The sequence below is a fragment of the Pseudomonas sp. NPDC089534 genome, from assembly GCF_044749305.1.
Taxonomy (GTDB): Bacteria; Pseudomonadota; Gammaproteobacteria; order Pseudomonadales; family Pseudomonadaceae; genus Aquipseudomonas; species Aquipseudomonas ekonensis.
Window position 1 is genome coordinate 15151 of record NZ_JBIVHR010000079.1, and the last position, 13790, is coordinate 28940.

Genomic DNA, 13790 nt, shown 5'->3' on the forward strand with positions numbered 1-13790 from the left:
GCCCGACGACGGCGGTTCGTCAGGCCTGGGCAGCTAGAACACGCCGTTCCCAGGGAGTGATTTCATCGAGGAAACTGGTCAACTCCATGCTCTTCGAAGCGATGTAGCCTTCGATGAACTCCTTGCCGAACAGTTCCCGGGCCAACTGGCTACGCTTCAGACGTTCCAGCGCCGCGTGCAAGGTACATGGCAGCGAAAGATTGTCCGGCACTTCGAACTCGCCCTGGATCGGCGCCGTCGGCTCCAGCTCGTGCTCGATGCCGTGCAGGCCGGCGGCCAGGCTGGCGGCGATCGCCAGGTACGGGTTGGCGTCGGCGCCCGGCAAGCGGTTCTCGACCCGGCGGGCGACCGGCGAGCTGGCGGGAATGCGCAGACCGGCCGCACGGTTGTCGTGGGACCAGCACGCGTTGTTCGGCGACGCATAGGGATGGCACAGGCGCTGGTACGAATTGACGTTCGGCGCGAACAGCGCGGTGAAGTCGGCCAGGCCGGCCTGCTGCCCGCCGATGAAATGGCGGAACATCGCGGTCGGCTGCCCGACCTCGTCGCTGAACACGTTCTTGCCGCTGCCGATTTCGACGATGCTCTGGTGAATGTGCATCGAACTGCCCGGCGTGTGCGCAAGCGGCTTGGCCATGCACACCACGGTCAGGCCGTGCTTGAGCGCGACTTCCTTGAGCAGGTGCTTGAACAGGAACGTCTGGTCGGCCAGCAGCAGCGGATCGCCGTGCAGCAGGTTGATCTCGAACTGGCTGACGCCCATCTCGTGCATGAAGGTGTCGCGCGGCAGGCCCAGGGCCGCCATGCATTTATAGACGTCGCTGAAGAACGGCCGCAGGCCGTTGTTGGAACTGACGCTGAACGCCGAATGGCCATCCTCGCGGCGCCCGTCCAGGCCCAGCGGCGGCTGGAACGGCTGGGTCGGATCGGTGTTCGGCGCGAAGACAAAGAACTCAAGCTCGGTCGCCACCACCGGCGCCAGGCCACGGGCGGCATAACGGGCGATGACCGCCTTCAGTTGGCCGCGGGTGGAGAGGCTGGAGCTTTCGCCGGTCAGCTCGTCCGCATCGCAGATCGCCAGCGCCCGGGGCTGCTCGCTCCACGGCAGGCGGTGGATCTGCGCAGGATCGGCCACCAGCGCCAGGTCGCCGTCGTCGCTGCCGTAGAACCGCGCCGGCGGGTAGCCGCCCATGATGCACTGCAGCAGCACCCCCCGGGCCAACTGCAGACGCCGCCCTTCGAGGAAGCCCTCGGCGGTCATCACCTTGCCCCGTGGCACGCCGTTCAAATCCGGCGTGACACATTCAATCTCATCAATGCCCGTCAATCGCTGCGCGAGTGAACGCTGGCCATCGGTTGTCATGACGCAATCCTTGTTATTGTGCGAGCCGCGAACGGCGACCCGTACAAAATAGGCTTCGGCTGTTCGGAATATCAAGCAGTCGCCAACAAAAAGCCGAACAACCCGCAGAACACCTGAAAAGCCGGGGCATCACGGCAGATAGAGACTGAACACTCCGCCGCCCAACGGACCGCCGTTGCGGATCTCGGTACGCCCCTCGACACCGTTGCGCTGATGCAGCGCGGCGATGCGTCCGGCGAAGTACAGGCCCAGCCCGGTGCTGCCGCTGCTGTGGTTGATGCCCTGCACGTAGTCGGCCTGACGTTCGAGCATCTCGGCCGGATAGCCGTCGCCGTCGTCGTTGACGCTCAGCACCAGTTGCCCGGCCTCGTCGCTGACGGTGATCAGCAGCGACTCGCGGGCATAGCGGACCGCGTTGTTGATGATGTTGCCCAGCACCGAGGCGACCAGCTCGCGGTCGAAGAAACCGAGCGGGCTCAGGGGGTCGACTTCATAGGTGGCGATGATCCCGCGACTGGCGAACACCTCCTGGTGCGCCGCCAACTGAGCTTCGATGAAGTCGTCCAGTTCGTGGTAGGCCGGCTGCAGCGGCATCTGGTTGACGCCCAGCTTGTACAGCGCCAGCAACTGCACCAGCATGCCGTTGAGGTGCGCGAACTCGAAGTCGATCACCCCTTGCTCCGGCCCCTGGCGCTGCGCCTCGGGCAGCCGCGCCAGCCATTGGCTGTGGGCCTGCGTCAGCATCGCCAGAGAGTTCTTCATGTCGTGCACGGTGGATGCGATCACCGTGGAGAAATCCAGTGCCTGCTCGTCTCGGTTCATTCGCCAAACGCCTTGCTTTTCAGCTTCTGGTAGCGCGGGTAACGCGCGTCGGTGTCGGGCATCAGGCCGACCGTTTTCAGGCAGGCCCGACATTCTTCCAGCTCCGCCGACGGCACGTTGGTGTCGGTGCCGTGCAGCAGCGACTGCGCCATGTTCAGCGCGATGCTGATGTTCTTCGGTTGCATCTTCAGCGCCCGGCGGAACACCTCGCGGGCTTCGGCCAGGTTGCCGGTCTTGTACACCCGCACGCCCTGGCGGTTGAGCTCGGCGGCGGCGTTGCTGGAACTGAGGATAGCCGGGTCGTCGGTCAGCTTGGCGATGTCCTTCATCACGGTCGGATCGTCGCCGTAGATTTCCGCGCAGCTTTTGAGCATCGACGTGCCGGCCTCGGCCTGGCCGAGCATCTGCAATTGCTTGGCCACCAGCAGCGCCGCTTCCGGGCTCATGAACTGCTCCATGCCGTCCAGGCGCAGCAGGGCCTGTTCGGTGAGCTTCTCGGCGGTTTCGGCATCGTTGAGCAACAGGCTGGTGGCCTTCATCAGGCGCGCACGGATCTGCAGGCCCGGGTCGGACGGGTTTTCCTTGGCCACGGCGCTGAGGGTGGTGTTGATCTCCAGCCGGGTGCGGGTGTCCAGCCCCTTCTCGCTGCCCTTGCTGATCAGCGCATGGGCCAGGCCGAGGTTGCTTTCCGGATCCTTGAAGCGCGACTGCGCGCCTTGGTTCACCGCCTGGCGGTAAGCCCGGGAGGCGGTGTCGAAATCTTCGTTGGCCATCGCCAGCTTGCCCAGCAGCGCCTGCCGGCGCACCGCCAGCGGCGACAGGCGGATCGCCTCCTCCAGCACCTTCTGCGCGCCCTTGCTGTCGCCCTCGGCGACCAGCACGTCGGCCATGCCGTCGTACAGCGCCGGCATCATCGGGAACACCTTCAGGGCTTTCTCGTAAATGCCCTTGGCCTGGGCGACCTGCCCGCGCTTGAACAGCAACTGCCCCAGCCCGGCGAACGCCCACGGCAACGGCCGGTCGGCCAGGATGCTGTCGTACAGGCGCTCCAGCGCTTCGTTCTGGTTCATGTCGCGCAGCGCATCGGCGCGGTAGCGCAGGCACAGCGGCGAATAGCGGATGTCCTGCTTGCACAGGGCGATGCAGGCATTGAGCACCTCGACCGGCTTGCCGCGGTCGAGGGCCTGCAGGATCGGCTTGAGCAGGGTCTTGCGCTGCTCAAGCCGATCCAGGCGCTGGGCCAGGCCGATGCGGTTGAACGGCTTGGTCAGGTAGGCATCGGGCTCGTGCTCCAGGGCACTGAGCACCATCGCCTGACTGGTCTCGGCGGTGACCATCACGAACACCGCCTCGTGGCTGATCAGCTTTTCCATCATCAGGTCTTCCAGCACCTGCTGACCGTTCTTCTTGCCGTCACCCAGGTGGAAATCCTGCAGGATGAAATCGTAGGACTTCTGCGAACACATCTTCAGCGCCTGCTCGCCGCTGTCGGCGGTGTCCACGTCCTTGACCCCGAGCTCACGCAACATCGAACGCACGGAACTGCGAAAATCCGAAAAGTCATCGACGATCAGAAAACTCTTTTGGTGATACGACGACATCGAGGATTTCCAGGCAATTGAAGAAGACGGATCGAGGGTTTGCGCAGGCGCGCAGATGATAACGGCAGGCCAAATGCTATCAAGCGATTTCGCACGACTCCGCAGTCACCCCAAGGGTTATCGGCCGGATCAGCGGTTCTCTTGAAGCTGGGCTTCAAGATTCCTTGCGCCGGGATTACTCTGCGCGGCTGTTCTTTTCATCCAACCGCAAGGGATTGATCGTGTTCATCAAGGGAAGCTGTGTTGTGTCGGCGTGTGCGCTGTTGTTCGCCCAGGCCGCTGGGGCAAACGGCATGGATTGCGAGAAGGCGCAAAGTGTCGTGGAACACGCGGTTTGCGCGGACAAGCCGCTGTATGGGCTGGATGCGGAGATGGGATCGACCTACCGCGAACTGATGAAAGCCGCTCCGCAGGCGCAGGCCGAACTGAAGTCGACCCAGCGCCAATGGCTGAAGACCCGTGACGAGTGCACCGACGACATCGCTTGCCTGCACCAGCAGTATCAGGATCGCTTGCAGGCCTTGCACGCGCAGTGGATCGAGGCCGTCGCCTACAAGCCCGACGACATCGACCGGGAGGTCATGGAGGATCTGCGTCAGCGCGTTCTCAAGAAGATCGAGGACAACCCGGAGTTTGCGCTGGAACGGGCACTGGGCACGCTCTCGGCCAAAAGAGACGAAACCTCGTTCTCCGGCGATCCGAGCGAAGAGGACGCCTACGATCAAACGACCTTCCCCAAGGCCCGGCCCGAGGGGGTCTCGCCGGATGAATGGAAAGCCCTGAACGCCTCCGGCCTTGAAGCGGATGCGGAGCAAGGCCAGGCCACTTACACCTTGATCGACCTGGACGGCGATGGCCAACGGGATCTGTTCGTCTCCACCTATACCGGCGGCACCGGCTTGTTCAGCTTCTCTGAAACGTTCCATCGCGATGGCGCGCGCTTCACACGACGACTGGCCCCTTATGATCCCGAAGCGAGCGCCGGCAGCTCCCTGTTCTCCACCAATGATCGCGGCGCCAACCAGTCGGCACAATGGATCGAGTCTCGCGGAAGAATGTATCTCGCCTACCTCAACGGCTCCTACGGCACCGACCGGCTCTATCTGCTCAACCCGCTGAAAATCAACAGCCAGATCCCCACCGTGACGGTTCGTTACGAGTACCGATTGACCGTACCCGCCACCCAGTACACGGAAGACAGCAACGCCAGCTACACGCTGGAACCGGGCCTGCAAACGGCACTCACCGAAGCCCTGACCCAATCGAACGCCGGCAACCCCCAACAACTCAAGCAAGGCACGGATCCGCTCTGCCCCATTCCTGCATCTGGGCAAGGCGACGACGACTACTACAGCTTCGGTGCGGGCTACTACGCCATCGAATCGGTCACGGACATGCCGGTGACCATCGGCAACGAGTGCTACATCGCCAGACTGAACAACTGGTTCGGCAGCTACAGCGAAAAGGATGGATTGCCCGCACTCCTCACACTGCGCAAACCTGGGGTTGAGGGTCAGGAACGGAGCTACTCGGTCAACGGCCGGCGCCGAGCCACCCAGGTCAGCGCGACGATCGGCAAGGCCGAAGAAGGGATCGGGCTCTTTTGAAGGCCGGCGAAACACCATGAAAAAGCCCCGCCAGATCGCTCTGCGCGGGGCTTTCGAAAGGATGGTGTCCCAGGGCAGGTCGAACTGCCAACCGCCCCTCCCCTGAGGAGGGGTATGGCCCATGGCAAGCCAGATGAGTTCACGGCCGCTGACTTGAGGGGCATGATCGACGGCGTTGAACGCTTCCTCGCTTCGACCTTGCAATGAAAGCCCCCCCCGAAGAGATGTGCGGACTTTTGCTCGCATCTGGATTTCAGATCCGCAGGTTGACTCCTTTGGTGGAAACCTTGATGCCCCAACCACTGATGGAACATCCCAGACGTCTGTCGACGGCGAGAGTCATAGCCGCATCTGCCGAGTCACCAGGTGCTGATCGGCGCTGGTGGATTGAGAAAAAGCTGCGTCTCTGGTGAATCGATCCAGTGTCGGTTGCTCGAACCGCCTTAACACGATAAGCGGGGTGCTCTTGGCTGGTTTAGGCGAGCAATCGCATTCGATCCGGCGCCGAGGGCTTGGGGAGATGCACTCAGTTTTGCGTACATTTCCTACTGCAGGTAACTCCCCAATGAAATCCCGTTCCCGTAGGGAACTATCAAGATGAGTAGTATTTCGGCCTCAGAATCCGAGCAAGTTTAGTAGATAACCTTGCGACGACTGGATCTCAAATCTGATTCCTCTTCAATTAGAATTTTCACCCTCTGAAACCTTGATAGCACCCTGCTACGCGAACTCGAGGTCATGCCAGCAATCCAACCTCAATTCTGTCACCGTACGCACACCGCTGGTTATTACATAGTTATACATACGCTTATGCTCATTTCTAACCTCTGAATTTATTAACTTCAATTTATACAGAGGAACACTAACATCATTCAACCCCGGCCTTTCCCCACTTCGCTCCGCCAGATACTTCTGCCCCACCTTTAGCCCCTCCACAATATCTCTGTTTATAGAGGTCGGTTCTACCTTTCTATTTAGCTCATTATCAGGATGATAGACGGACACACCCTCATCCCAACCAGCAACCTTAACATCCACATCTTCCCCAGCAAGGCGACAGTGCTCACCATATTTATAGAGAAAATCCTGAAGGAATGACAATTTCCCACCAGCAACAAGTTCAATAGCGGGAGACTCCCTAGGAACCCCATCCTCATCACGATCAACGACAAAAAACTTTCTATCATCGCCTACAGGAACTTTTGGAGCCACATGCTCGGAAACCCTTCCAACTGAGCAAACATCAAAAACTATCTTTTTCAACGAAGGAACTTTATATGCAGTACGAAATTTTGAGAGCATATCGGCAAGCTGAGTTGAGCTTAATGTCCCCGCGGAGGAGACACTCCCATGGGCGACTATTATTGCGCCCATACTCCCCTCAGGCCATATCACATTGTCACCCGTCTGGGGAACTATCTTTCCAGGGACAGTTACTACTTTATTTGAATCATCCTTTTCCTTCCTTGCCCCTTCATAAAAATCCTTTGCGTCAATCGCTCCAAGCTCAGCATTACCAAACGAGGCAAACTCAGGAAGTTTAGATGCATCAACCTCAGAATCAGGATTCCTATACAATTGGCGCCTTGTGTAGTTCCCTCCCTCCTTATGCAAATGAAACCATGCAATAAATTTTACATTTGGACGTGCAGAGTACTTATCAAACAAACCCTTCGCACTGGCAACGGGTGCATTGCCTGTCCCGCCAAGGGACAGGATCAGAATATTCTTAACCTTCATGAAAATCTCTCCTTGAATAGAAAAATCCCATACCGATATGCAACTCGATAACTATAGCCACAAACTAGGTTCTGTCTGAAAAAGGCCGTCGCATACACCGCAAGACACAAGCCAACGAGACCATCGCGGCATAACTTTTTGCGAGCTTGTCGAAGCGCGTGACGATTCGGCGGTTCTCTTTTATCCAGCCGAACATGCGCTCAATGATGTTGCGCTGTCGATATTTGGGGCGATCAAACAGCCTCGGTAAGCCGGGCTTGGGCTTGCGTTTCATTGAGCGGAGCGGGATGACCGGTGCATCCGATATCGGTCGCAGTACGGACGAAGGGCTTCGGCGTCGTAGCCTTTGTCAGCCTGCAGCCATTTGCACCGTTTGCATGGATGGCCACGTTGGCTTGTCGGAATGCTGACATCATCCAGCAAGGCTGGGCGTAGCTGATGTCACTGGCTTGGCCGCCAGAGAGGAGTCGGCGACTGTAAAAAACCCAGTCCGATCCGGGGGCCCATTTCAGCTTCCTGGGATTTCAGACGGAGCCTAGCAAGGATGCATGTCCTTCACGAATCCGACCACCTGCGTTCGGCATCAAGTGGGGGTGCGTGGGATTGATACTTTCGACGCTTGAAACGCTAACAAGAAAAAGCCCCACGAGAACGTTTCTCAATGGGGCTTTTTGCTGCCTATAAAATTCCCGCTGTACCCGCCGCGCGCCCATGAGCACTAAGCGAAAAAACAGAAATTGCTGGAGGCCTTGAATTGTATGGTGTCCCAGGGCAGGTTCGAACTGCCAACCTTCCCCTTAGGAGGGGGATGCTCTATCCAATTGAGCTACTGGGACACGGGTTTGCCGTCGTGACGGACGGCGTGCATGTTAACGGCCAAGTCCCTGTTTGTCATGTCATCCGTAGGGCTTTTTAAGTGTAGGCAGGCGCCTTGCAATGTCGCCGGAGCTTTCGTCGTGCATTTTGCATCCCACCCAAACGCCACCCTTGCGAAATGCACGCAAGCGCCGCCGAAAGACCCTTTTAAATGCTTGTTTTTAAAGGACTTAACAGCAGTTAGACTATTGGCACGTCGACTGCTTCGCTTGTTCCCGATGGATCAAACGGAGATCAGTCCATGAACAGCGCCCTCTTGCTCGCCAATGCAGTCGCCCTCGCGGTTCTGCTGGGGTTTCACTTCAGCCCCCAGGATGACGCGCCGGTGGCCCAGCGCATGCCGCACTACCTGCAGATTCAGAAAGCGCCGCAATGGGCGGTGCTGACCAATCGGCAGGGCTTTGCACCGCAGGAAGTCCACGATTCCGGGCAGGCGTTGCCGATGCAATCGAGCGAGCGCTTGGCGTTCTAAATCTTTCAGGAGTACAGCATGTCCAGATCGGCCTTGGGATTGTTGATCCTCGCCCTGTTGAGCGGCGCGGGGCATTTTTCGCTGTTCGAGGAAACGGAAGTTTCCCTGCCGCTGATCGGCTGCGGCGTGTTCGCCGTACTGTTCGTGCTGGCGCTGGTGGCCGGCCGCAAGATCAAGTTCGACCCGGTACTGCGCTGAGCCTCACCCACGCCAGCAAGCGGGATACGGCGTCCGTCAGCGCCCCCGAATTGTCGAGACGATAGACCGGCGTATCCCCCACCGATTCACCGGCCATGAACAAGGCATTGCGCGCCAGCCGCGCATCGATCTGCGCCAGGCTTTCCCGCCCCCGCCTGAGCAGCCGCTCGCGCAACACCTCATCCCGCACCGTCAGCAGCACCGGCAGCAGCGTTGGGTAACGCTCATGCGCCTGGGCCAGGTGCCCGCGCGATCCGTTGACCAGCACATGCCGCCCGGACTTGAGCCATTGATCGATCTGGGCTGGGATGCCGTAGCTCAGGCCGTTGGCCTGCCATGACAGGGCAAAGTCTCCCGCTTCCCGGCGGCGCTCGAACTCCTCGGGCGTAACGCCTACCGCATCTTCACCCGCTGATTCCGCCGACCGGGTGATCACCCGCCGCGCCACTTCGCAACCGAGCGCCTGCAACGGTTCCCGCGCGGCGTCGATCAGGCTGTCTTTGCCCGAACCGGATGGCCCCATCAGATAAATCAGCCTGCCGTCCATCCTGAAAGTGCCCTCCGGCAAAGGTTTCCCCCTAGAAAATCGGCCATTTGCCACTATCCTGTAACAGGTAGGGAACAAGGATCGAAGCCCCATAGCATGCACGTTCTGGCGCCTTTGGGCACCCGCTCTCGTGCATTGGGATGCGGTCGGCGATGCGCACCGGGCAATCTTTTCAAACCAGTCCGCATTTCTGATAATTGGTGCTGGCATTACGCCTTTACCCAGATCAATATTTGTCACAGAATTGACGCCAAGGATCTGGCAATTTTGAGGCATGATGCGGGCCTCTTAACAATTCAGGTTGAACCATTTGGCGAGGGTGCTTGTCCTACCACTCATCCTGCGGCCAATTCCGAGAACCGCTCCCCTGAACTAACCGGTTAACTATATGCGCCCATTGAAACAGGCAATTTATTCCAGCCGCACGGCTGACAAGTTCGTCGTTCGCCTGCCAGACGGAATGCGTGAACGCATTGCCGAGGTGGCACGCAATCATCACCGCAGCATGAACTCCGAGATCATTGCCCGCCTTGAGCAGAGCCTCATTCAGGAAGGCGCACTGGGCGAAGAGCTGAGCATGCGCCTGGACAGCCCGGAGCTGTCGCTGCACGAACGCGAACTGCTGCAACGCTTCCGTCAGCTCTCCCACCGCCAGCAGAACGCATTGGTATCACTGATCGCCCACGACGCCGAAATGGCCGCTGACGCATCCTGATCCACACAGAACATCTCAAGCCAGCATGCATGCTGGCTTTTTTTTGCCCGGCATTTGGCCAAACGCTTATCGCAGGCGAAAAAAAGCCCGCCAATCGGCGGGCTTTTCTTGGAGTCCGGTCAAAGCAGGAAGATCGTCGCCAACCCCAGGAAGATGAAGAAGCCACCGCTGTCGGTCATCGCGGTGATCATCACGCTGGAGCCCATCGCCGGGTCGCGCCCCATCTTCGCCAGCGTCATCGGGATCAGCACGCCCATCAGCGCCGCCAGCAGCAGGTTCAGCGTCATCGCGGCCGTCATCACCACCCCGAGCGACCAGCTGTGGTACAGCAGGTAAGCGACCACACCGATCACCCCGCCCCAGATCAAACCGTTGATCAAGGCCACCGCCAGTTCCTTGCGCATCAGGCGCGAGGTGTTGCCGGTGCTGACCTGGTCGAGCGCCATGGCACGCACGATCATGGTGATGGTCTGGTTGCCCGAGTTGCCGCCGATGCCCGCCACGATCGGCATCAACGCCGCCAGCGCCACCAGCTTCTCGATCGAACCTTCGAACAGGCCGATCACCCGAGAGGCGACGAACGCGGTGATCAGATTGATCGCCAGCCAGGCCCAACGGTTGCGCAGGGACTTCCAGACCGAAGCGAAGATGTCTTCCTCTTCGCGCAGACCCGCCATGTTGAGGACTTCGCTTTCGCTCTCCTCACGGATCAGGTCAACCATTTCGTCGATGGTCAGACGGCCGATCAGCTTGTCGTTCTTGTCGACCACCGGGGCGGAGATCAAGTCGTAACGCTCGAACGCCTGGGCCGCGTCGTAGGCGTCCTCGTCCGGATGGAAACTCACCGGATCGCTGGCCATGACTTCCGAAACCTGCTTCTCCGGATCGTTGACCAGCAAACGCTTGATCGGCAGCACACCCTTGAGCACGCCGTCGTAATCGACCACGAACAGCTTGTCCGTATGGCCCGGCAGCTCTTTCAGGCGACGCAGGTAACGCAGCACCACCTCAAGGCTGACGTCCTCGCGGATGGTCACCATCTCGAAGTCCATCAGTGCGCCGACCTGCTCCTCGTCATAGGACAGGGCCGACCGCACACGTTCGCGCTGCTGGTTGTCCAGGGACTCCATCAGCTCATGGACGACGTCTCGCGGCAGCTCGGAGGCCAGGTCAGCAAGTTCGTCGGCGTCCAGCTCCTTGGCGGCGGCCAGGAGCTCGTGATCGTCCATGTCGGCGATCAGCGACTCACGGACCGAATCGGACACTTCAAGAAGGATGTCGCCGTCGCGGTCAGCCTTGACCAGTTGCCAGAGCGTCAGACGGTCGTCCAGCGGCAAGGCTTCAAGGATGTAGGCGACGTCGGCGGAGTGCAGGTCATCGAGCTTGCGCTGCAGCTCGACCAGGTTTTGCCGGTGAACCAGGTTCTCGACCCGGTCGTGATGAGCGCCTTCCTGGCGGTGGGTCAGGTCTTCGACGACCTTCTGGCGCTGCAGCAGCTCAACGACCTGAGCCAGGCGATCCTGCAGGCTTTCCTGTGTTTTCTTTACTTCAACTTCAGACATAGGCGAACTCCACTCCCAGCAGCGGGGCACGCCGGAAGGATCAATCAGTCAATTCATGATTGGTGAAACGGGTTACTGAACAACTACTGGGTAAGTCCATGGAGGTTTTCCATAAGCCCCGGCGGGGCTGACGGGCGCAATGATACACCGCCTGACGGTTTAAAACGTTAAAAAATCATGGCTGAAACAAGCGCTTGCGAGACAAAGCTGAGCACTGCCCTGATCCATGGAACTGCGACGACTCATCCTGAAAAGAAAACACACCGGCGACGGAAAATGCAGCGGCTACCCTTGGACGTGACCCGTCATGGAGGACGCCGAATGCCCAGGAAAACGCCCCCGATCGTTCTGACCACCCTGCTCTGCTTGCCGCCCGCCGCCGAGGCGATCACAGTCCATCGCTGCGAAGCCCAGAACGGACAGATCACCTTCACCACCCTGAGCTGCGCGAACGACGAACACCTCGCACATCAGGAGGTTCGCCCCTACTCGCCCGGCTCAGCCGTGGCCTTGATGCCAGAGGCCCACCATGAAGAAACATCCGGCAAACAAACCAAAAGACGCGAACCCGCCATCGTCGGCGGGACACAAGACAAATGCGGGAACCTGATCGACGCCAGGCAACGGCGCGAAGCGATCATCAACCGGCGGGTGATCACCGGCATGAGCCAACTGGATGTCGAGAGCGCCCTGGGCAAGCCGGACAAGATCACCCAGCGCAATTCGTCCACGACCTATCGTTACGACCTAAAACGGGGCCGCAGCGCGCAAGTGGATTTTGATGAGAGAGGATGCGTGACGGGAAAAGCCAAATCCCAGACGGCAAAAAGCCCGCGTTAAACGCGGGCTTTTTGGTGTATGGTGCACTCGACAGGATTCGAACCTGTGACCGCTCGGTTCGTAGCCGAGTACTCTATCCAGCTGAGCTACGAGTGCATTTTGTGTTTTTAGACCAGACCACAACTGGTTGAAGCCGAGTTACTTATATCGCTATAAACAACTCTTAAATGGTGCACTCGACAGGATTCGAACCTGTGACCGCCCGGTTCGTAGCCGGGTACTCTATCCAGCTGAGCTACGAGTGCATTTGTTGCCGCGCATTATAGACCGTTAAATCTTTTTGTAAAGCACTTTTTCTAGTATTTTCAACAACTTACCGAAAAAGCCAGATTACAACGAACTACGAAAATAATGGCGGAGAACGGGGGATTCGAACCCCCGACACCCTTGTGAGGTGTACTCCCTTAGCAGGGGAGCGCCTTCGGCCACTCGGCCAGCTCTCCGCAACACGGGGCGTATATTAACCACCTTCTTCCCCGTTTGCAAACATAAAAATCGATAAAAATTAATGGCTTGGTTCTTCGTCCTTCTCTTTCTTGATACGCAGGTAAATTTCCTCACGGTGCACGGCCACCTCTTTAGGGGCGTTGACGCCGATGCGCACTTGATTTCCTTTGACGCCGAGCACGGTCACGGTGATTTCGCCATCACCGATAATCAGGCTTTCTGCGCACCGACGAGTCAGAATCAGCATACCTTTCTCCTCACGCATTTCAGTTCAGGGACAACAGTCTGCAAAAAAAAGGCACCCGACCTACAACCGGAGCGATCGTAGCCCTACATGCCTGAGTATTGACCAGCGCAAGCAAAAGAACAGTTTCCCGTTTGCGCCATTCAAAAATAAAGGGCGCGGTCAGACCGCGCCCTTCGGATGACGCATCACTCGCCCTGGCGGGCAGGCGCGTCCAGTTCGAAAGCCGTGTGCAGGGCGCGCACGGCCAGTTCCAGGTACTTCTCTTCGATCACCACGGACACTTTGATTTCCGAGGTCGAGATCATCTGGATGTTGATGCTTTCCTTGGCCAGGGACTCGAACATGCGGCTGGCCACGCCTGCGTGGGAACGCATGCCGACGCCGACGATCGAGACCTTGGCGATCTTGGTGTCGCCGACCACTTCACGGGCACCGATCTCGCGGGCGGTGTTTTCCAGCACGGTCTGTGCGGCCTGGTAGTCGTTGCGGTGCACGGTGAAGGTGAAGTCGGTGGTGTTATCGTGCGCGACGTTCTGCACGATCATGTCGACTTCGATGTTCGCGGCACTGATCGGGCCGAGAATCTTGAACGCCACGCCCGGGGTGTCTGGCACGCCACGGATGGTCAGCTTGGCTTCATCGCGGTTGAAGGCGATGCCGGAAATGATCGGCTGTTCCATGGTTTCCTCTTCATCAATAGTAATGAGGGTGCCCGGACCCTCCTTGAAGCTGCGCGTACTGCACAGCTTCAAG

At 59.0% G+C, this 13790-nt stretch carries 13 protein-coding genes, 4 tRNA genes and 1 pseudogene; 5 read left to right on the forward strand and 13 right to left on the reverse strand.

The genetic code is table 11. From position 1 onward, the window contains the following. Positions 1 to 19: 19 nt before the first annotated feature. The 3 genes from ACIP0B_RS21345 to ACIP0B_RS21355 all read right to left on the reverse strand — a co-directional run bounded on the left by ACIP0B_RS21345 (position 20) and on the right by ACIP0B_RS21355 (position 3786). Positions 20 to 1261, reverse strand: a complete 1242-nt coding sequence (locus ACIP0B_RS21345; protein WP_400835780.1) for a glutamine synthetase family protein — start codon at positions 1259 to 1261, stop codon at positions 20 to 22. A gap of 231 nt (positions 1262 to 1492) precedes the next feature. After that, complete coding sequence (locus ACIP0B_RS21350) at positions 1493 to 2185, reverse strand: sensor histidine kinase (protein ID WP_400835760.1); 693 nt, start codon at positions 2183 to 2185, stop codon at positions 1493 to 1495. Beyond that, positions 2182 to 3786 carry a response regulator gene (locus ACIP0B_RS21355; protein WP_400835762.1) on the reverse strand — a complete coding sequence of 535 codons (1605 nt, stop codon included), beginning with the start codon at positions 3784 to 3786 and terminating at the stop codon, positions 2182 to 2184. Before ACIP0B_RS21355 ends, ACIP0B_RS21350 begins: the two co-directional genes overlap by 4 nt. 221 nt (positions 3787 to 4007) lie before the next feature. Between ACIP0B_RS21355 and ACIP0B_RS21360 the strand changes: the two genes are divergently transcribed. Continuing rightward, positions 4008 to 5393, forward strand: coding sequence for a lysozyme inhibitor LprI family protein (locus ACIP0B_RS21360; RefSeq protein WP_400835764.1), 1386 nt, complete (start codon positions 4008 to 4010; stop codon positions 5391 to 5393). A 720-nt stretch (positions 5394 to 6113) separates the two neighbouring features. On the opposite strand, the gene ACIP0B_RS21365 is transcribed toward ACIP0B_RS21360, so the two are convergent. From ACIP0B_RS21365 to ACIP0B_RS21375, 3 genes and pseudogenes are all read right to left on the reverse strand, one after another. After that, entirely contained in the window at positions 6114 to 7133 is a 1020-nt protein-coding gene (locus ACIP0B_RS21365; RefSeq protein WP_400835766.1) for a hypothetical protein, read from the reverse strand. Between the two features lie 64 nt (positions 7134 to 7197). Next, positions 7198 to 7606: pseudogene (locus ACIP0B_RS21370) on the reverse strand (transposase); the annotation flags it as partial. A 286-nt stretch (positions 7607 to 7892) separates the two neighbouring features. Beyond that, positions 7893 to 7969 (reverse strand) — tRNA-Arg (locus ACIP0B_RS21375). 281 nt (positions 7970 to 8250) lie between these two features. On the opposite strand from ACIP0B_RS21375, the gene ACIP0B_RS21380 reads away from it, so the two are divergent. Together ACIP0B_RS21380 and ACIP0B_RS21385 are read left to right on the forward strand one after the other, a co-directional pair. After that, on the forward strand, positions 8251 to 8481 hold the full coding sequence (locus tag ACIP0B_RS21380) for a hypothetical protein (RefSeq protein WP_400835768.1): 231 nt from the start codon (positions 8251 to 8253) through the stop codon (positions 8479 to 8481). Positions 8482 to 8499: 18 nt separating this feature from the next. After that, positions 8500 to 8679 (forward strand): PA3371 family protein, encoded by a 180-nt coding sequence (locus tag ACIP0B_RS21385; protein ID WP_400835770.1) that lies wholly within the window; start codon positions 8500 to 8502, stop codon positions 8677 to 8679. On the opposite strand, the gene phnN is transcribed toward ACIP0B_RS21385, so the two are convergent. Further along, a complete protein-coding gene (gene phnN, locus ACIP0B_RS21390; protein WP_400835772.1) occupies positions 8654 to 9226 on the reverse strand; it encodes a phosphonate metabolism protein/1,5-bisphosphokinase (PRPP-forming) PhnN in 573 nt (190 codons plus the stop codon). The genes ACIP0B_RS21385 and phnN overlap by 26 nt on opposite strands. Before the next feature lie 388 nt (positions 9227 to 9614). On the opposite strand from phnN, the gene ACIP0B_RS21395 reads away from it, so the two are divergent. After that, positions 9615 to 9941, forward strand: a complete 327-nt coding sequence (locus tag ACIP0B_RS21395; RefSeq protein ID WP_003178899.1) for an Arc family DNA-binding protein — start codon at positions 9615 to 9617, stop codon at positions 9939 to 9941. A 119-nt stretch (positions 9942 to 10060) separates the two neighbouring features. Here the strand turns inward: ACIP0B_RS21395 and mgtE are convergent, their stop codons facing one another. Further along, positions 10061 to 11503: a magnesium transporter gene (gene mgtE / locus ACIP0B_RS21400; protein WP_400835774.1), complete on the reverse strand. Its 1443-nt coding sequence runs from the start codon at positions 11501 to 11503 to the stop codon at positions 10061 to 10063. 321 nt (positions 11504 to 11824) lie between these two features. Between mgtE and ACIP0B_RS21405 the strand changes: the two genes are divergently transcribed. Then, complete coding sequence (locus tag ACIP0B_RS21405) at positions 11825 to 12343, forward strand: cell envelope protein SmpA (RefSeq protein WP_400835776.1); 519 nt, start codon at positions 11825 to 11827, stop codon at positions 12341 to 12343. A gap of 19 nt (positions 12344 to 12362) precedes the next feature. On the opposite strand, the gene ACIP0B_RS21410 is transcribed toward ACIP0B_RS21405, so the two are convergent. The 5 genes from ACIP0B_RS21410 to ACIP0B_RS21430 form a co-directional block, all read right to left on the reverse strand. After that, a tRNA-Arg gene (locus ACIP0B_RS21410) sits at positions 12363 to 12439 on the reverse strand. A 72-nt stretch (positions 12440 to 12511) separates the two neighbouring features. Continuing rightward, a tRNA-Arg gene (locus ACIP0B_RS21415) sits at positions 12512 to 12588 on the reverse strand. Positions 12589 to 12695: 107 nt separating this feature from the next. Next, positions 12696 to 12786 (reverse strand) — tRNA-Ser (locus ACIP0B_RS21420). Between the two features lie 62 nt (positions 12787 to 12848). Beyond that, complete coding sequence (gene csrA / locus ACIP0B_RS21425; RefSeq protein WP_002554426.1) at positions 12849 to 13037, reverse strand: carbon storage regulator CsrA; 189 nt, start codon at positions 13035 to 13037, stop codon at positions 12849 to 12851. Between the two features lie 185 nt (positions 13038 to 13222). Continuing rightward, the coding region (locus tag ACIP0B_RS21430) for an ACT domain-containing protein (protein WP_400835778.1) at positions 13223 to 13790 on the reverse strand (568 nt) is incomplete at its 5' end.